Source organism: Mesobacillus jeotgali, assembly GCF_031759225.1.
GTDB classification, from domain to species: Bacteria; Bacillota; Bacilli; order Bacillales; family Cytobacillaceae; genus Mesobacillus; species Mesobacillus jeotgali_B.
In genome coordinates this window covers 1557199-1575140 of sequence record NZ_CP134494.1, presented here as the reverse complement: position 1 = coordinate 1575140, position 17942 = coordinate 1557199, and the positions used below count along the sequence as shown (strand labels likewise).

20 protein-coding genes are annotated in these 17942 nt (G+C 42.5%); 4 read left to right on the top strand and 16 right to left on the bottom strand.

Features of this window, described 5'->3' with window-relative positions; genetic code table 11:
• Positions 1 to 115 precede the first annotated feature (115 nt).
• The 5 genes from RH061_RS07800 to RH061_RS07780 all read right to left on the bottom strand — a co-directional run bounded on the left by RH061_RS07800 (position 116) and on the right by RH061_RS07780 (position 4771).
• Complete coding sequence (locus RH061_RS07800; protein WP_311075164.1) at positions 116 to 508, bottom strand: DUF3397 domain-containing protein; 393 nt, start codon at positions 506 to 508, stop codon at positions 116 to 118.
• Positions 505 to 1401 (bottom strand): 2-dehydropantoate 2-reductase, encoded by an 897-nt coding sequence (locus RH061_RS07795; RefSeq protein WP_311075162.1) that lies wholly within the window; start codon positions 1399 to 1401, stop codon positions 505 to 507. Before RH061_RS07795 ends, RH061_RS07800 begins: the two co-directional genes overlap by 4 nt.
• Before the next feature lie 237 nt (positions 1402 to 1638).
• Positions 1639 to 3180 carry an acyl-CoA carboxylase subunit beta gene (locus tag RH061_RS07790; RefSeq protein ID WP_311075160.1) on the bottom strand — a complete coding sequence of 514 codons (1542 nt, stop codon included), beginning with the start codon at positions 3178 to 3180 and terminating at the stop codon, positions 1639 to 1641.
• A 21-nt stretch (positions 3181 to 3201) separates the two neighbouring features.
• Positions 3202 to 3414, bottom strand: a complete 213-nt coding sequence (locus tag RH061_RS07785) for an acetyl-CoA carboxylase biotin carboxyl carrier protein subunit (RefSeq protein ID WP_311075158.1) — start codon at positions 3412 to 3414, stop codon at positions 3202 to 3204.
• A gap of 13 nt (positions 3415 to 3427) precedes the next feature.
• Positions 3428 to 4771 carry an acetyl-CoA carboxylase biotin carboxylase subunit gene (locus RH061_RS07780; RefSeq protein ID WP_311075157.1) on the bottom strand — a complete coding sequence of 448 codons (1344 nt, stop codon included), beginning with the start codon at positions 4769 to 4771 and terminating at the stop codon, positions 3428 to 3430.
• Between the two features lie 332 nt (positions 4772 to 5103).
• On the opposite strand from RH061_RS07780, the gene RH061_RS07775 reads away from it, so the two are divergent.
• Positions 5104 to 5577: an N-acetyltransferase gene (locus RH061_RS07775; protein ID WP_311075154.1), complete on the top strand. Its 474-nt coding sequence runs from the start codon at positions 5104 to 5106 to the stop codon at positions 5575 to 5577.
• Between the two features lie 95 nt (positions 5578 to 5672).
• Here RH061_RS07775 and RH061_RS07770 read toward each other — a convergent pair whose 3' ends face one another.
• The 4 genes from RH061_RS07770 to RH061_RS07755 all read right to left on the bottom strand — a co-directional run bounded on the left by RH061_RS07770 (position 5673) and on the right by RH061_RS07755 (position 8723).
• Positions 5673 to 6293 (bottom strand): RsfA family transcriptional regulator, encoded by a 621-nt coding sequence (locus RH061_RS07770; RefSeq protein ID WP_311075153.1) that lies wholly within the window; start codon positions 6291 to 6293, stop codon positions 5673 to 5675.
• Between the two features lie 83 nt (positions 6294 to 6376).
• Complete coding sequence (locus RH061_RS07765; RefSeq protein ID WP_311075152.1) at positions 6377 to 7144, bottom strand: enoyl-CoA hydratase/isomerase family protein; 768 nt, start codon at positions 7142 to 7144, stop codon at positions 6377 to 6379.
• Positions 7145 to 7944: 800 nt separating this feature from the next.
• Positions 7945 to 8118: a 50S ribosomal protein L32 gene (gene rpmF / locus RH061_RS07760; protein WP_023615018.1), complete on the bottom strand. Its 174-nt coding sequence runs from the start codon at positions 8116 to 8118 to the stop codon at positions 7945 to 7947.
• Between the two features lie 80 nt (positions 8119 to 8198).
• Positions 8199 to 8723, bottom strand: coding sequence for a YceD family protein (locus tag RH061_RS07755; RefSeq protein ID WP_311075150.1), 525 nt, complete (start codon positions 8721 to 8723; stop codon positions 8199 to 8201).
• Between the two features lie 146 nt (positions 8724 to 8869).
• Between RH061_RS07755 and RH061_RS07750 the strand changes: the two genes are divergently transcribed.
• Entirely contained in the window at positions 8870 to 10087 is a 1218-nt protein-coding gene (locus RH061_RS07750) for a nucleotidyltransferase (protein ID WP_311075149.1), read from the top strand.
• 50 nt (positions 10088 to 10137) lie between these two features.
• Here the strand turns inward: RH061_RS07750 and RH061_RS07745 are convergent, their stop codons facing one another.
• Both RH061_RS07745 and RH061_RS07740 read right to left on the bottom strand, forming a co-directional pair.
• Positions 10138 to 11163 (bottom strand): SepM family pheromone-processing serine protease, encoded by a 1026-nt coding sequence (locus RH061_RS07745; RefSeq protein ID WP_311075148.1) that lies wholly within the window; start codon positions 11161 to 11163, stop codon positions 10138 to 10140.
• The gene (locus RH061_RS07740) at positions 11160 to 11975 is read right to left on the bottom strand and encodes a patatin-like phospholipase family protein (RefSeq protein ID WP_311075146.1); all 816 of its coding nucleotides are present in this window, start codon (positions 11973 to 11975) and stop codon (positions 11160 to 11162) included. The genes RH061_RS07745 and RH061_RS07740 overlap by 4 nt, the downstream gene beginning before the upstream one ends.
• A gap of 401 nt (positions 11976 to 12376) precedes the next feature.
• On the opposite strand from RH061_RS07740, the gene ylbJ reads away from it, so the two are divergent.
• On the top strand, positions 12377 to 13600 hold the full coding sequence (ylbJ, locus tag RH061_RS07735) for a sporulation integral membrane protein YlbJ (protein ID WP_311075145.1): 1224 nt from the start codon (positions 12377 to 12379) through the stop codon (positions 13598 to 13600).
• Positions 13601 to 13617: 17 nt separating this feature from the next.
• On the opposite strand, the gene coaD is transcribed toward ylbJ, so the two are convergent.
• From coaD to RH061_RS07720, 3 genes are all read right to left on the bottom strand, one after another.
• The gene (coaD, locus tag RH061_RS07730) at positions 13618 to 14112 is read right to left on the bottom strand and encodes a pantetheine-phosphate adenylyltransferase (protein ID WP_311075143.1); all 495 of its coding nucleotides are present in this window, start codon (positions 14110 to 14112) and stop codon (positions 13618 to 13620) included.
• Positions 14113 to 14685: a 16S rRNA (guanine(966)-N(2))-methyltransferase RsmD gene (gene rsmD, locus RH061_RS07725; protein ID WP_311075142.1), complete on the bottom strand. Its 573-nt coding sequence runs from the start codon at positions 14683 to 14685 to the stop codon at positions 14113 to 14115.
• 299 nt (positions 14686 to 14984) lie between these two features.
• Positions 14985 to 16382, bottom strand: a complete 1398-nt coding sequence (locus RH061_RS07720; protein ID WP_311075140.1) for a hypothetical protein — start codon at positions 16380 to 16382, stop codon at positions 14985 to 14987.
• Between the two features lie 165 nt (positions 16383 to 16547).
• Here RH061_RS07720 and RH061_RS07715 point away from each other — a divergent pair, with 165 nt between their 5' ends.
• Complete coding sequence (locus tag RH061_RS07715; protein ID WP_311075138.1) at positions 16548 to 16937, top strand: DUF7147 family protein; 390 nt, start codon at positions 16548 to 16550, stop codon at positions 16935 to 16937.
• Between the two features lie 54 nt (positions 16938 to 16991).
• Here RH061_RS07715 and RH061_RS07710 read toward each other — a convergent pair whose 3' ends face one another.
• Positions 16992 to 17267 (bottom strand): YlbG family protein, encoded by a 276-nt coding sequence (locus tag RH061_RS07710; protein ID WP_167831850.1) that lies wholly within the window; start codon positions 17265 to 17267, stop codon positions 16992 to 16994.
• A gap of 154 nt (positions 17268 to 17421) precedes the next feature.
• On the bottom strand, positions 17422 to 17889 hold the full coding sequence (locus RH061_RS07705) for a YlbF/YmcA family competence regulator (RefSeq protein WP_311075136.1): 468 nt from the start codon (positions 17887 to 17889) through the stop codon (positions 17422 to 17424).
• Between the last annotated feature and the right edge of the window lie 53 nt (positions 17890 to 17942).

Below are 17942 nucleotides of genomic sequence, written 5' to 3'. Positions count from 1 at the left end.
TTTCGAGGAGAATTGTAATGAAAGTTTCTTATAAAACCCGTAAAACTCTTGTTGATTTCGAAAAGAACCAAAATAAAAAATGCTGGACCCTCTTTTTAGACGGTCCAACACGAGATTAAGCAAACAGGAATGTCAGTCGCTTGAACAAACCATATAACACAAGGACGATGTAGGCAGAAAAGAAAAGCAGGAAATTGAAACGCCAAAATCCCTTGAATACTTTCGGCAACACTATTTCCTCTTTATATTTCCAGTGAATCAAAACAAAAATAGCACCAAGTCCAAACAAGATGATCAGGATCAGCCATAGGAAGGACTTATGCCAAATGGTGATGATTAAAAAATGGACAGACAGCACCAGCAAAAAGGTGCTGAAATCAAGAGCCATATTGACTGAGCGCCGATGATTTCCTGTAATTTGCTTACTGATGATGAACACAGTGAGGTAGCCAATCATTGGAACTGTAATCAATGTGGCAACAAGTGCAGAGAAGAATCCCGGCATCATGCTCCCTCCCTTTCGTGCTCCTTCCCCTTGATGCAGTGATAGTAATTATGTATTAATGGAGCTTTTTTATTTTTGCTTCTGGCTAATTCGAGCAAATACCCAAGGATGGCATCAACTTCTGTTTGCCTGCCAATTTCAATATCCTTATACATAGATGAATGGTTATTTGCTGTTTTTTCGCAAACTCCCATAAGGTTGTTGAAGTACTGCTCCTTATCAGTCAGTTCAAGTATACATGCACATTCTTCGAACAATTGCTCAAAAATTTTAAAATAAAATGGGTTCTGGACCAGTTCACCATTTTTCACTTTAAGGATTGCCGTCAATGGGTTGATCACTGCATTGACCACAAGCTTTTTGATGAGCATTTCTTTATAGTCAGGTTCCAGGATAAATGGAAAACCTGAAGGAGCCTTATTAGATAATTCTCTAAGAGTGTCCGGATCTCCTTTAAATACTGCAGTTCTTGTTACACCCACGCCATTATGTTGGACTGTAAATCCGTTCAATCTAACAGCTCCATGTTCAACGGAGCCGACATAGATTTTATTAGTCGCCAACTCCGAGAGCCATTTTATATGGCCATAGCCGTTCTGGAGGAAAAGGATGCTTCCCCTGGCCTTATCTTTTAGATTGGATATTAAGCTAGGGAGCTGATACTGTTTCACCGCAACAACTATGAATTCTTCGTTCCCGCTCCAATCTTGGATCGGGGCAGCATTTACCCGGGCCGGCCCCTGTTCTATTCCACCTTTTACAAGATGAAGTCCGTTTTCATTAATTTCGTCTGCTTGTTCCTGTGTCCTAGTGTAGATAGAGACCTCATGTTGCCCGCTTAGGTGATAAGAGAATAATAAACCTATTGAGCCTCCACCGATTATTCCTATTTTCATAAATATCCCTCATTTTGGCCTTTTAAAAAAGGACATTTCTAGCTTGAAAGTTTATATAACAGGCTAAAACAGCCTTAATATAATTCATCGGTATGTACATGACTTTAGTCATATTTTAGCAGAAACAATTGCTTCTTAGGAAGAAGGGATTATGGTAATTTCAATTTAATTTAATAGAGCTTTAGTTTTTGTTCCTCAAAATGAAAAGGAGACCCAAAATGGATCTCCTTTTTGCTTTTATACTGGATAAACAGGGTGTTTCCTGACACTGAATTCCAATTCTTTCGTTTCATATAGTTTGAAACGATCGATCAGTGCATTCCTTAAATCATTGGCAGCAACGATGTCGTCAACGATCAGTTCAGAGGCTAGCTTATAGATATCAATACTTTCTTTATATTCCTGGTGTTTTTCCTGAACAAATGCGATTTTCTCTTTAGGGTCCTCGATTTGATTGATTTTGTTAGAGTAAACTGCATTGACAGCAGCTTCCGGACCCATAACCGCAATTTGGGCAGTCGGCAGGGCGATACAGCAATCTGGCTCGAATGCCGGTCCTGCCATAGCATATAATCCCGCTCCATATGCCTTACGGACAATAACAGAGATTTTCGGTACGGTTGCAGAGCTCATCGCAGCAATCAGCTTCGCGCCATGGCGGATGATACCTGCTCTCTCCACCTTCGTTCCGATCATGAAGCCCGGGACATCAGCAAGGAAAAGCAGCGGAATATGGAAGGCATCACATAACGTAATGAATTTCGCTGCTTTGTCCGCAGAATCAACGAACAATACTCCACCTTTTACCTTCGGCTGGTTGGCGATAATCCCGACAGCACGGCCATCGATACGAGCAAGTCCGGTGATGATTTCCGGTGCAAACAGCTTTTTGATTTCAAAGAAGCTGCCTTCGTCGATCAGCGCATCTATGCCTTCATACATATCGAAAGGTGCGTTCTGATTCACCGGAACAATTTCTTCTAGCGTTCTGCCAGCCTTTGGTGCAATGCCTTCAACCAATTCAGTTTTGGATTTGAAGTTTGCAGGGAAGTAGCTTAAATAGCGCTTCGCTGATTCAATAGCCTCTTCCTCGCTGTAAACGAGCATATCGCCTACACCACTAACAGAGCAATGCATGCGGGCGCCGCCCATTTCCTCAAGCGTTACCTTCTCACCAATAACTTTTTCCGCCATTCTTGGAGATCCGAGGTACATGGACGCATTTTGGTCCACCATAATCACAATGTCGCAGAATGCAGGAATATAAGCTCCTCCTGCTGCAGATGGCCCGAATAGAAGGCAGATTTGCGGTATCACTCCGGACAATTTCACTTGATTATAAAAAATCTTGCCCGCTCCGCGCCGGTTCGGGAACATATCAAGCTGATCCGTGATCCGGGCACCAGCTGAATCGACCAGGTACAATAAAGGCACCTTCAGTTTTTCAGCTGTTTCCTGGATCCTGATAATCTTTTCGACAGTCCTGGCACCCCAGGATCCCGCCTTTACTGTTGAATCGTTCGCCATGACACAGACTGTTTGCCCGCCGATTTTTCCGGTCGCCGTTACGACGCCATCCGCTGGAAGGTCACCAGCCTGGAAGTTGGCGAATTTGCCATCTTCCTCATAGACTCCGTCATCGAATAATAGATTCAAACGCTCACGCACAAATAATTTATTTTGCTCAGCCAGCTTGTCATGATATTTCTGCTGTCCGCCAGCCTCGATTTGTTGAACTTTTTCCTGTAATGAATCAGTTAAAGTCTTCGCGGTAGTCATCCTTCTCCTCCTTAAAATCTATTATTCTAGTACAAGCAGGACATCGCCTTCGTTTACAAAATCACCGATGTTTACCTTTACTTCTTTAACACTTCCATTACCCTGGCTTTCAACAGGGATTTCCATCTTCATTGATTCAAGCATCAGGACCTCCTGCCCCTCTGATACTGCATCTCCTGCTGCTACCATCACATTAAGTACTGTCCCTGCCATATTTGCTGTAATTTCTTTCATGTCTTTTCCTCCTCTATTTAGATGCCATTTTTCTTTCTGTTAAATAGGCTGTTGTATAATTGCCGGATTTGAAGCCCTCTTCGGTTAATATCTCTGCAAACAATGGGGCATTCGATTTAATGCCTTCTAGTTTCAGCGTTGCGAAAAATTCCTGTGCAAGCTGGATTGCTTCTTCCCGGGTATTGCCCCCTACTATGCATTTGGCAACCATAGGGTCATAAAATGGTGTTACAGTCGAACCGGATTCATATCCAGAATCAACTCGAACGCCTTCTGCCTCCAGCCAAGAAAACTCGCTGATCTTGCCGGGTGAAGGCAGGAACCTTTCAGGATCTTCTGCATATAAACGGAATTCAATGGCCCAACCTTCCTTTTTGATTTCATCCTGAAGCAAAGGAAGTTTTTCACCGCGCGCAACGAGGATTTGCCACTTAACAAGATCCTGGCCTGTGATCGTTTCTGTGACTGGATGTTCAACCTGCAGTCTGGTGTTCATTTCAAGGAAATAGAAGTTTTCGTCCTCATCCACAATGAATTCCACAGTTCCTGCGTTGACATAATCCATTGCCTTAGCAGCTTTAACAGCCGTCTCATACATTTTTTGCCTTGCTTCTTCCTTAAGGAATGGCGATGGTGCCTCTTCAATCACCTTTTGATGGCGTCGCTGTACAGAGCAATCACGTTCAAACATATGCACATGGTTGCCATGAGTATCGCCAAAAATCTGCACCTCTACGTGACGCGCATTTTTGATGTATTTCTCAATGAATACTTCATCAGAGCCAAAATAAGCCTTTGCCCGTCCTTTCGTTGAATCATAATTCTTAGCGAGCGCTTGCTCATTTTCACAGAGCACCATGCCAATGCCGCCCCCGCCGCCGCTCGCCTTCAGCATGACCGGGTAACCGATCTCTTCTGCAAGCCTGACAGCATCCTCCAGTGTCTTTAATCCCTGGTCACTGCCCGGCACGACTGGTACACCAGCTGATTCCATCGTAGATCTTGCGACAATTTTGTCACCCATTTTTTCAATCGTATCAGGAGCAGGACCAATGAAAGTCAAGCCAGCTTCCTTCACTTTACGGGCGAACTCTGCGTTTTCCGATAAGAAACCATACCCAGGATGGATTCCGTCGACATTTTTTTCCTTTGCGATTCTTAAAATTTCATCTGCATTAAGATATGATTTTTGAACAGGTGGCTCGCCAATCCGGTAAGCGCTGTCAGCTTCTTTAACAAATGGCAACTCTTGATCCGCATCCGAATAAACAGCCACTGTTTTAACCCCAAGCTCGCGGCACGTTCGGATAATGCGAAGCGCAATTTCTCCTCTGTTTGCAATTAATATTTTTTGCACGCTCTTTCCCCTTTCCCGTAAAAAAATACGCTCACTATATAAAATTCTACAATATTCTGTATCTTTCCTGCAAAAATTGGAACCGCTTTCTAAAATTCAAATGCAGAATTTTTCATGTTTTTATAATATAATAAAAATAGGCTATAAAAAACAAATATATTTTGCTGCCACTAAACATTCTAAAATTCGGGTATATAAATATTGCTGCTTTCGAGAGAATTGTTTCTATTCACACGTAAAAATCAAGCTTGGGATTTCTATGGAGTGTAGCAAGCTTTCGCCAAAAGCAGCATACAATGAATTATTGGCGGCAATGATTGGGGGATTGTTTTATGGTGACTAAAGTGGAAAAGCTAAAAATCAATTATAAGACACTAGAAGAATTCAAGAAATTCAAAGAGTACGGCCACCAGGAGCTTTCAATGCTCGAAGATTTGGAAGCGAACATTGTGGAAAATGATAGCGATTCTCCGTTCTACGGAATCTATTTCGGCGACAAGCTTGTCGCACGTATGAGCCTGTATCAGGTCAAGAAGCAATTTGATCGGTATTTTGAGCCTCCTCAGGACTATCTGGAGCTATGGAAGTTAGAAGTTCTTCCAAATTACCAGGGAAAGGGCTATGGAAAAGCTCTTGTAGAATTCGCGAAGGGTTTTGGCCTGCCAATCAAAACGAATCCTCGGGTGAAATCTCAGGATTTCTGGGAAAAGATGGGTTTTACACCAGTCCATTATGACGTAGAAAGAGACCGTGGAGAGAATCCGCTTGTCTGGTATCCGGCTGGTGTAACGGAACAGTTGCAATAATAGACCAGCAATCCTGTTTAACCGCTAAATGAACTTTTATAAGATTGAATCATAAAATAATAGCGCCTGCCATTCCGGCAGGCGCTTTTCACTGCTTATTTCTCCACTTTTTCGAGATTCCCTTTGCCTTCAACCTGGAAGTTCATTCTTTGTTGTTGATCCTCATTTTTAGGAGCTACTCTTTTTTTCGCTCGCTCCATGATGTCAATCAAGGCACGATAATCTTCTTCCATCGAGCGCAATTGTGTTTCCAACTTTTCGTTTTCGGCAGCCAAGTAATAGATTTGCTTTTCCAGTCCGCGGATTTTTTCTTTTTGCATATCCTGAGCGTTAGCATTTCCCGCTTTTTCATAGAGCTCGTCGATATATTGCTTGACAGCTTCAATACTAATGCTTGGCTGCTGTTCCTTTTGTTCTGCAGGGCGCTTCGGCACTTCGCTCACAGGCGCCGCAGGCACTTCTGCTCTCTCCTCTGTCTTTGCCTGTTTTTTCGCTTCCTTACGCTGTTTTTTCGCCAGCTCAATACCTGATTTATATTGCTTTCTCACATACGAGTTCCAGCGGAAACCGCAGGCAGCAGCCGTCCTCGAAAGCTGTTTCCCTACTTCATCGAAGGCTTTTAATTGGGTACCGCCTTCTCGAATATTGCGCAATACTACTTCAGCCAGCAATAAATCTTCATCCTGTGACCAGGCATCCTGACGGGTTAATGGCATCAATAAATCCCTCCTATTGTTTTTTATTCATTCATATGCATCTAATAGGAAAGATAGACTGATATCACCTAATACCCAGCTAATTATTTTTTATTTTTTTTATTCATGAATTCGTCCACTTTATTGTGGTGGGCTTCACCCTCCCACAACAGAGCACATCTCGCAGCTTCTTCTTCCATCCTTTCTCTCATTAATAAAAGTTCCCATTTTTTTATCAATAATGTTTTATAGGCTTCTAAGACAGTTGTCTCTTTATTCAAGCTTTCTTTCATAAATGAGAGACAGGCTTCTATCGGATCATGTTTATAAATATGGTGGATGAATCCAAACTCCTTGAGTTCCTCAGCAGTGTATATTTTTGCATCAAGCAGCATTTTCATCGCGATATTCTGGGGGAGTTTCTCCAGTAGGATCGATCCCCCTCCCCAACCTGTCGTAATGGCGAGGTTCCCCTGGACAAACCCCGCTTTCATCCCTTCTCTTCCAATCCGGAAATCGCAGGCTGAAGCTATTTCACATCCTCCACCTACAGCAGACCCATTAAGTATCGCAATCGTCGGTTTAGGAAGGATAAGGAGCTTGTATAAAATACTAGCCATCCTTGAAAGCATCCCGTACGCCTCTGTCTCTGTTTTTAAACGGTGAAAGGCCGATAAATCGCCACCGGAACAAAATGCCTGGCTCCCTGCTCCTGTTATAGCAAGTACTTTCACATCATTTGCTTTTGCCATTTCGATGGCTTTCTCAAGGCCGGACATAACATCATAGTTTATGGCATTTCTCCTGTCAGGCCTGTTGATTGTAAAAAGCAGTACTCCATTGTTTTCTTTAGAAATTATGTATGGATCCATTGTGTTCCTCCTATAATTCTCATTCCTTAAATTTTATCAATCTTCTGTAGATTTAAAAAGGTATAGGGTCTTTGTGGTGAATAAATTTAAGTTTGATATTGCCGTGTATAGAATAGCTAAGATTTTCTCTGATGTGGAGTTAGTTGAAGAAGCTACATTTAATTGAAGGGAGGAAATAATAGTCGTAAGAACCATTTAAAAATACTTATGGGAACACGAACTTCAGTACATGGTCCGTAAAAAAGTCACCATAAGATCGATGGAGGCATATTTTCATTTGCCACGGCCGAAAATGTGTCTCCATAAGGGCGATGGAGGTATGTTTTCATTGGCCATAGCCGAAAATGTGTCTCCATAAGGGCGATGGAGGCATATTTTCATTTGCCACGGCCGAAAATGTGTCTCCATAAGGGCGATGGAGGTATGTTTTCATTGGCCATAGCCGAAAATGTGTCTCCATAAGGGCAATGGAGGCATATTTTCATTTGCCACGGCCGAAAATGTGTCTCCATTAAGGCGATGGAGGCATATTTTAATTCGCCATGGCCGAAAATGTGTCTCCATTAAGGCGATGGGGACTTATTTTCTACTGCCACTGTCGAAAATGTGTCTCCATGAGGTATGTAAAGCATCATAAATTGTCAGTAATCGGAGGAAAACGCCAAAAGCGCGGCAATTATATGAAAGCAGAATTGGTGCGCCATTGCCTCACTACTTCATAGGAGATGACTGCGTCAAGTTTGCTTAAATGAAAAAAAGCACAGGGACGCAGATGCATCCTGTGCTTTTTCACTAGAAAATTAGTCGTTTACAACTTCTTTTCCTTTGTATGTTCCGCAAGCTTTGCACACACGGTGAGCAAGTTTCATTTCACCGCAGTTAGGGCATGCTACCATACCCGGAACTTGTAATTTAAAATGAGTACGGCGTTTTCTTTTCGCAGTTTTAGACGTTCTTCTAAATGGTACAGCCATTCTTCCCACCTCCTTAAAAGGAATAAGAAAGTTTATGAAGGCCAGTCCTTTTCTGGACCTCCACGCTCTTTTTTAATACATTAGTCAGAGGAATTCTTAGAATCCTCAAAGAATTTTGCAAGCCCGGCAAGTCGGGGATCAAGTTTTTCGGATTTCTCCTGTTCCTCGATTACTTCCCAATCCTTACCTGACTGGGGTGCGCCTTCTTGACCAGCGCTATCATCACAGAATACCTGCATCGGAATTTCTACTAGCAAGATCTCCCTGATGATGGGTTCAAGATCAATGACATCGCCTGTTACTTGATAAACTTCCTCTTCAGCCTCATAGTCGTGGCTGTTTAACATGAAAGTTTCCGTAGTTTCCACATCAATTGGATATTTTACATCAACCAGCGTCCGTGAACAAGGCAGGATCAGGTGTCCATCAATCCGGATATGGAATGTCACTCTTGTGGCACTGATATCGGCCCTACCAGTTAAGTGGATAGGAGATACCTCTCGGATTGTCGGATCTGTTTCCTTAATCGAGTCCATTCGGACAAACTCGTCAATAAGAAAGTCCTTGTTTCGATGTTTTTGTATCTGACTTATTGTCCATTTCATAGAATCACCCCAAGGCAACAAAGGTAATTATAGCCCTTCGCGTAATCATTTGTCAATATTTTTTCTTTACACTATAATTTACATAAATACTGTAAATTAAACTTCAAAACAATGCAATATCCATCTTAACATGAAGGAGTACAAGAATGAAAGCAGTTGGCGTCGTTGTTGAATATAATCCTTTCCATAATGGACACTTATATCACCTGCAGCAGGCGAAAGAACAAACTGGTGCAGATGTCTCAATTGCGGCGATGAGCGGGAATTTCCTTCAACGCGGTGAGCCTGCCCTTGTATCGAAGTGGGCAAGGACCAGGATGGCTCTTGAGGCAGGCGTTGATATCGTGTTTGAGCTTCCCTACCGTTTTGCTACACAGCATGCGGAAACCTTCGCAGAAGGTTCTGTTTCAATTCTTTCCGCTGCTGGTTGCGATACACTTTGCTTCGGCAGTGAATCTGGTGATTTGGAATCATTCCATAATACGATTGTGTTTCTTGAAGAAAACCATGAAGCGTTCCAGGAGAAAATTAAGTTTTTTACCGGAGAAGGCCATAGCTACCCAAAATCACTTGCGCTGGGATTCCAATCTCTAGCTCCATCGGACAGCTTCATTGATATTTCAAGACCCAATAACATCCTTGGACTTCACTACATACAGGCAATCATCAGCCAAAAAAGTTCAATGAAACCTGAAACAATTACGAGGAAAAATGCGGGTTATCATGATGAGCATTTTGCGTCAGCCACGATTGCCAGCGCCACAAGTATACGTAAAGCATTATTTGGGACAGCTGGAGAAATTGGAACGATCAAGCAATACGTACCAGAAACGACCTACGAACAGCTTATAAACTACAAAGAGCATTACGGCGGATTCCATTCGTGGGAAAATTATTGGCCTTTACTGAAATATAAGCTGCTCCAGAGCACCCCATCTGAACTAAAAGATTTTTATGAAGTTGAAGAAGGTCTGGAGAACAGATTGCTTGCCGCTGCAGGCTCATCAGACTCATTCCAGCAATTCATGGAATCCATCAAAACAAAGCGTTATACGTGGACGAGACTGCAGAGGGTCTGTCTTCATATTTTAACCAACACGCGCAAAGACACCATGAAAACGAACCAAAAAACAGTTAATTATTTGCGGTTATTAGGGGCAACGGAAAAAGGGCGTTCCTATTTGAACTCCATAAAGAAGGATTTGAGTCTGCCACTAGTTGCAAAGCTTTCCGGATTTACTGATCCTGATATCGAACTTGATATCAAAGCATCAAAGATTTATGCTCTTGGCCAAAGTGGCAAGGGACAGGAACAGCTCCTTTCAGAAGAGTTCGGCCGGCCTCCTATCATGTTGAAATCATGAGGAGGACAGTACCTCGATAAGAGTCCTAAAAAAAACAAAATCAAGCTGGCTCAGCTTGATTTTGCTTTTAAGTTTTCCAGATAGGATACAGCTTCATCAAATGTATCCACTGGGACTATTTTCATTTTTGTATTGATATCTTCCGCCGCAATCATCGCCTCTTCATAGTTCGAGCCCTTAGCCCCTTTTTCAGACGGAGCAAAGAAGATTTCGGCACCAGCCTTATCTGCTGCCACTACTTTCTGCTGGATTCCGCCAATCCTGCCTACCGTTCCATCAGGACTCATAGTCCCTGTGCCAGCTATTTCGTATCCTTTTGTTAAATCTTCCTCAGTTAATTGATTATAGATTTCCAGCGAGAACATTAGTCCGGCCGATGGACCGCCGATTTCATCTGATTGGACCGTAACTTCAGGTTCAACGTCAATTGCCTTGTCATCCACAAGCTCTATACCTACAACAGGCCGGTCGCTTCCATCATCAAGGGCTTTTAACGGAACTTTTACTGAATTTGTTTTTCCATTCCTTTTATAAGAAAGCTCAACTGTATCGCCTGGCTTTTTTGAACTGATATATTCAATAAAATCATCAGAAGATTTGAATTCATTTCCATCCACCTCGAAAACCAGATCTCCAGGCATCAATTTGCCTTCAGCCGGCATTCCTTCCATGATTCTTAACACATAAACTCCTTTATATGCGTACTCAACTGGTTTTCCTGCTTTTTTATAGGCTACCTCGATTGCCGCTGTCTTCGAGTTATCCATCATGTGCAGCTGTCGAATATTATATTCTTCATCAGATTCGTCCTCAGCTCTTATATCTTCTACAGGAAAGATTTCCTGGTATTTGCTCAGCTTCGCAATGATGTAGGCATATATATTTGCTCTTCCCATCCGCACTGTCGTAAGCATGAAGCTCCCTTCCTCATCGTAGCCACCTTCGACCTCGACAATCGGTTCCAGCTCTTTTGCCATCCCTGGTTTTGTAACATAGTAAGGCAAGTAAAATAGAGCACTCGCCATTATTAATATTGCTGCGAATATAGACAGAGTTATAGACTTTTTCCTGCTCATTCTGTTTGTGGCTCCTTCCATTCTTCAATGCACTTTTTAATCTTATCGATGTGTTTGCTGGCTTCTTCTTCACCAATCGCAATGATTTCTTCTATATTAGTGAAGGCCTTGGAATTAAACATTTCGACCGGCGGCCTGAGCATTACATCTGATGCGATCTCACGATTTGCGACCAGCTCCATTTGCATGATATCAATACTCTGCATGATCACATCGAAAATGGAGGTAACCTCTTCGTTGATCTTCACATTGGATACATCGACTGCGATGACGATATCTGCTCCCATTTCCTTAGCGACAGAAACGGGGATTCGGTCAACGACTCCGCCATCGACGAACAATCTTCCCCCCAGCTTTTCGGGGACAAATATGCCCGGAATGGCGATACTCGCTCTCACCGCTTCCGCTACGGGACCATTTTTAAAGACAACCTTCTCGCCTGACATCAGGTCTGTTGCAACAATACCAATCGGGATATCCAGCTCCTCAATCATTTTTCCATGTGTGAAAATCCTGATAAGCTCCTTCACTCTTTTCCCTGCGATAAACCCCATCTTAGGGACTGTAAAATCAAGATAATATTTCCTTTTGAAGACACGCGATAATTTATAAAGCCGGTCAACGTCCAGGCCGGCTCCGTAAAAAGAAGCCACTAGCGCTCCCATGCTGCTTCCGGCAATCAAATCAATAGGAATGCCTTCATCCTTAAGAACTTTTATGACACCCAGGTGGGCAAACCCTCGTGCTCCACCTGATCCAAGAGCTAAACCTATCTTTGGACTTGCCAAAGTTTTTTCCTCCCTTAAAATCATGATTTTTTCGGGTACAGGCTAAACTTGGTCTAAATTAAAGTTCAGCGAGTATATTGATTTATATGAGGACAAGGGTGACAACTAAACATCATTTATGTATTTTTTAGCTCTTTCCTGAAGTTTTTCTTTTGCAGAGGCAACATACAGTCACGTACATATGTTTTCTGGAAAAGAGCATGGGTTTTCATTTAGATATACAGCTGCCAGGAAATTTGGAAAATAGCAGCAGCCCAAACCGGAGTAAAAGGGAAGTCATTTACCAGGATCATAGGGCCTTCTACATACTTTCGAGATGCAAAAATTCTCGGAACTTTATTAGGAATGCCCCTCTGGTGAGTTCCTTCTATTTTACCATTGATTAAATCAGTTTCACAGCACGACTGCAGGAAGGAGGGTATCAGGTGCTTAAATCCAGAATGAAAACAGTTATCCTAGCAGCCTCCGTTACTTTGCTGGCTGCTTCACTCATTGCTTTTCCTCAGCAATCCTTTGATGCTTCGATAAGAGGCTTGAATATGTGGTGGGAAATTGTTTTTCCGTCGCTCCTTCCTTTTTTCATCGTTTCAGAAATGCTGATTGGATTCGGTGTCGTACGATTTATTGGTGTTTTGTTAGAACCTTTGATGAGGCCGCTGTTCAGAGTACCCGGTGTTGGCGGTTTTGTCTGGGCGATGGGCATGGCTTCCGGTTTCCCTGCCGGTGCAAAGCTGACAGCCAGAATGCGCCAGGAGGGGCAGCTGACAAAAATTGAAGCAGAGAGACTTGTATCCTTCACAAATTCGTCCAATCCGCTATTCATTTTCGGGGCTGTCTCAGTTGGATTTTTTTACAATGTCCAACTCGGTGTCATTCTGGCACTGGCCCACTACCTAGGGAACATCAGCGTAGGATTAATCATGAGGTTCTATGGCAGAAACGAAGAAAATACAACAAAGGAAAAGGAACGAAACCTTACGATCAGGGATGCATTTGCGGCATTGCACAGGACAAGGCTAAAAGACAACCGCCCGATCGGAAAACTGTTGGGTGACGCCGTAATGTCCTCCATCCAGACATTGTTGATGATTGGCGGTTTCATTATCTTATTCTCAGTCATTAATAAACTATTATTCCATCTTCATATCACTGCATTCCTGGCAGAATTCCTGGAAATCCTGCTGATGATGCTTGGCATGACGGATATGCTGAGCTTGCCTTTCATTTCCGGTCTATTCGAAATCACTCTCGGCAGCCAGATGACCAGCCAGATCCAGGAAGCCACATTGATGCATCAGGCAGTCATAACCAGCTTCATCCTCGCATTCAGCGGTTTCAGTGTCCAGGCCCAGGTTGCCAGCATTCTTGCCCAGACAGATATCCGCTTCCAGCCTTTCTTTTTTGCTAGAATCATTCACGGAGTATTTGCAGCCTTTTATGCTTTTATTCTATGGAAGCCGGTATATGTGCGCTTTTTTGAAGACGGGCAGCCATCCAATGCCCTCCCTGTAATGGAATACCTTACTTCTGAAGGCAGCCGTCTGGCAGAGGCACATAATATGCTCACCACAGTAGGGCCGCTGATAACGATCGGCAGTTTGCTACTTTATGTTTGGTTGCTTGGAAATCGGATATTGAAAGAGAAATAACGGGCATTATCTGCCCGTTATTCCTTTTCTTCGTTCTTGAATTTTGTCAGTAAAGCCGCTTCGACTTCAGGTGGAACCAATTCGGATATTTTACCATCATATTTTGCAACCTCTTTAACGATACTTGAACTCAAGAACGAATACTGGTTGTTAGTCATAATGAAGAATGTCTCGATTTTATCACTCAATACTCGGTTCATGGACGTGATTTGCATTTCATACTCAAAGTCTGAAACAGCCCGCAACCCCCTGATGATCGCGTCGGCGTTGACGCTCTCTGCATAATCAACAAGCAAGCCCTGAAAGGAATCTACTTTTACGTTGGCAATCCCCTTTGTCACCTGTTCAATAAGTTCGATTCTTTCCTCCACAGAAAACAATGGTTTCTTGGAAGAATTATTCAAAACAACCACATAAAGCTCATCAAATACTTTTGCTGCCCTAGTAATGATATCCAAATGCCCCAGGGTAATCGGATCGAAACTGCCTGGACAAACTGCAACTCTTGCCACTTAAACTTCCCCCTCGTCTTCTGCCTCAACTTTATAAAGAGTAATCCCGATAATTCCATATTTCTCGTTCCTCGACTGCACAAGTCCACCTACCTGATCAGGCAGGTTGATATCAGAGGCATGCTCGCAGACGATCAACCCATCCTGATGGACAAGGCCTTCTTTATCAATCATTTCAAGCAGCTTGACCAGCTGCTGCTTCTTATATGGAGGATCCAAGAATATATAATCGAACTTTAGTTCTCTTTTTTGAATTGCCTTCAACGCCCTGACAGCATCATTCCGGTATACTTCTGCCTTTTCTTCCAGACCGCAGGATTTAAGGTTTTCATTAATGATATGAATCGCCTTGCCTTCACGGTCGACAAAAATAGCTTTTTCAAGGCCTCTGCTTAGAGCTTCAATTCCCAGCCCTCCGCTTCCTGCGAATAAGTCAAGTCCGATTCCACCAGTAAAATAAGGGCCAATCATATTGAACAGCGATTCCTTCACTTTATCAGTAGTAGGCCTTGTAGATGTTCCGGGTACCGCTTTCAAAACGCGCCCCTTCAATTCACCTGATACAACTCTCATAATATGTACTCCTCAATCATTTAAGCATTTTCAACTTATGTAAATTACTCCCTTATCCTACCACAACTATAAAAAATTAACCAAATAAGTGTATATCCCTTCCTAATGTGGAAATAATGATGATTAACAACATCAATTTGAGGATGTTGTTGCCAACCGCGGAGAAGACTTACGTTTCCCCATAAGTTCTTCCTCCGGTTTCTCCTCTCCCTTTGCCTTCTATCCTGTTGACAGGATATAGAAGGACCCTGCAGAAACTGCAGGGCTTTTTTTTTGCCTTGGGATAATGGGTAAATTATTTATGATTCAAGAATGAAGCTATCGCTCTTCTCCGAAATTTCCACTTTAAAAATTCCATGAAACCATTGCTTTTCGAGGTACCATTCTCCATTTATGTACTTGAAGGGATTCTCAAGAAGCCCAAAGCTTTGGCCGTCAATCATGAAAGTTTTATTCTTAAGGTTGAAGGAATATTTACTGCTGGCAGATGAGAGTTCCATTATAGTAAAATCAGTTCCTACTTTGGTTTTGTAGCCTATGGCAGCCATTGTAGACACTAAAGGAAACAAATGTTCATCATTTTTGACTACAACCTCCAATTCATCCCTTTCCTTTCCATTCACGATGACACTCCTTGCATCTGTAAAAAGCAATGGAAAAAACTCTTGATCTTCTGTGCTATTTTGCAAGAAGAACTTTGTATTCATCCCTTTGATTGACGACAAATACTTATCAAGCGAGCTGGCATCCAGCTGTCTCTCTTTGGAAAAATAGGTGATAAAATCAACTGTTTCTATTGCAGACAATGTATTCTCCAACTCCGCGGCCATTGCCTTGCTTTTGGCATTCTCCGGTTCCTGTTTGATAACCAGTGACGTGAGTGCCTCAAGAGTGAATCCTTCCTTGCCTCTATCAGTTCCAAACTTTGACGCCAATAAAGCTGATGCCAATTCACGTTCTAGCTCCTTTTCGTTCAGCTTATTGCCAGCCAGCAGGAGCCCGTTTCCATGTACAGCCCTTTGTCCATCTGTGATGACCACAGATAAATGTTTGTCTGAAAGTCTAGCGAGACTGGCAAATTCATAGATGGCCTGCTCTTTGTGACTAGTATAATATTTTATCTCCTTTTGTCCGCTTAGTTTAAAAAGGGGTTTTTCCTGCCAATATAGCGAAGGATTTGAATTCTCCCCTTCAAACACATAATAGTGCAGCAGCTCCGTTTGCTTGAAGCCCTTCAATGGAAGCCCGGCAGCCCATGTCCCTTTACGGTTATAGTGGTCTACAATCTCTATTCTCGTCTTGGCGAACGATGCATCTTTCAGTACAATCATCCAATCATTCAAAAGAAGTGAGAACCCAGGTCCCGATTCAATCATGTACTCAAACTGGATATCCTTTCCCTTTGGCAATTTTTCAAATCCATCTTCACAAGGATTTCCCGCTGCATCGGTGCAATTGACCTCTGTGAGTTGAGCAGGAATGACAGCTTTATATTGTCGGTTAGCGTCAAGACCTCGAAAAGTCTGCTTTACCAAAAGCCGATTCTCTTCGACCTTCACTGCAGCAATAATAGATAACTCTTCCTTTGGTCCAGCTGGCTTGTCGCTGTTTTTTGAAAAGACATGCCACTGCCATAAAACGGCTGCGCAAATAATTATGAATAATCCTGAAATCATCAGGATGGATACTTTTTTCATTGTATGACTCCCCTATCTCTTCTACTAATAAAATAGCAAAAACAACGTACGAGGGTAAGACAAACTTTAAAAATTATATAAAGAAGTCAAGTCTGACACGCTTCAATTTTTTGACCACAAATGGTAAAGTATGAAGGAATGAAAAGTTGGAAGGGGGAATTCAGATTGATTCAGCGCTTTATCGAGCTTGGAGAAGGATATTCCGATCTTTACGAACTAATTGAAACTGCCAGGGCAAACCAGCATCGATTGATGCATTTAATGGCGATCCATACAAAAATAAATGAAAAAGATGTAAGCTCCCTTGTCGTTGTGCTCAAACCAACAGACCCGGGGAAATTCCAGGCACTTTATGTATGCAGGGAGGGAATTCCAAACCCTCATGTCCTGAAAAACAAACGCTTCGATCTATTTGCGGAACTGGCTGAGGAACTGGGGAAAACCATCATAGAATTTGATGCCAAGCCTTCGACGATGTTCCCCGAAAAAGAATTGTACTACCAGCACCTAATAGGCATATTAAGGCTGAACCATTATATTCCACCGCTGCAATAGAAGACTGGAAAATAAAAAGGTGAGGGGTTCCCCTCACCTTTTACTAATATGTTTCTATATACCCATCTTGTAGTCATATTCTTTTGCTTTATCAGGGGAAGAGTTTTCGAATTCCATCTTTAAGAATGGTTTATAGGAAGGTTCCACCTTTTTAACAAACGAATATGAATTGATTTTCTCCATGAGTGACTCTGCCTCATCAAGATTGCAATATATTACGGCATATTTCAACTTCTTCGAGACAAAATGAACATTACCAAATCTTCTGAGCATCTTGGCTTGTTTTAGTGAATACAGCCAGACGATGATTCCCTGCCTCTGTCCTATCATATTCTTTTCCCCTTCGGTAAACGTTTGCTTTGTACTAGTCTAGCATACAAAAACCAGTTTTTTCAATAATCAATCGTGTTAAACACTTATTGAGTTCAAACAAAGCTAAAATCATAAGAAAAAAGCATGGATGATCCATGCTTTTCATAACGATTTATGCAGAGCAGCCACAGCTTCCTCCGCTGCCGCAGCCCCCACCGCAGGAGCTTTCGAAGAATGGATTTCCGGTCGGAACCTTGACGCTCTCCGAAACGGATCTGCCGATGATCACGCTGACCTCATCAAGCAGGCTTTGCAAATCATTTTCTGCTTTCTTGAATTCGGCAATAACCTCATCCATGTCAAGCTCTCTTTTGACAACCCTGATCTGGCCCATGACTTCCTTATAGTCAGGATGGTACTTTCCAAAACGCTGAACCTCTTCATAGCGTTCCTTCATGACCACAAAGTCACGAACCTTCCTCTGTGTCTCCGGATTATTTTTCACATTATATAAACATTCCCGATAATATTCGGCAATATCTGATTGTAAAATCATGCTGACTAACTGTTCAGCTTCTTCCAACAATAATACTCTTTCTGATGTAACAGCAAGCAATGCTGGCTCACCTCCGAACCTCATTTTACCATGAAACTGCCAGAAAAGCTAAACTTTCCGGCCGCACCCCCTGAAGG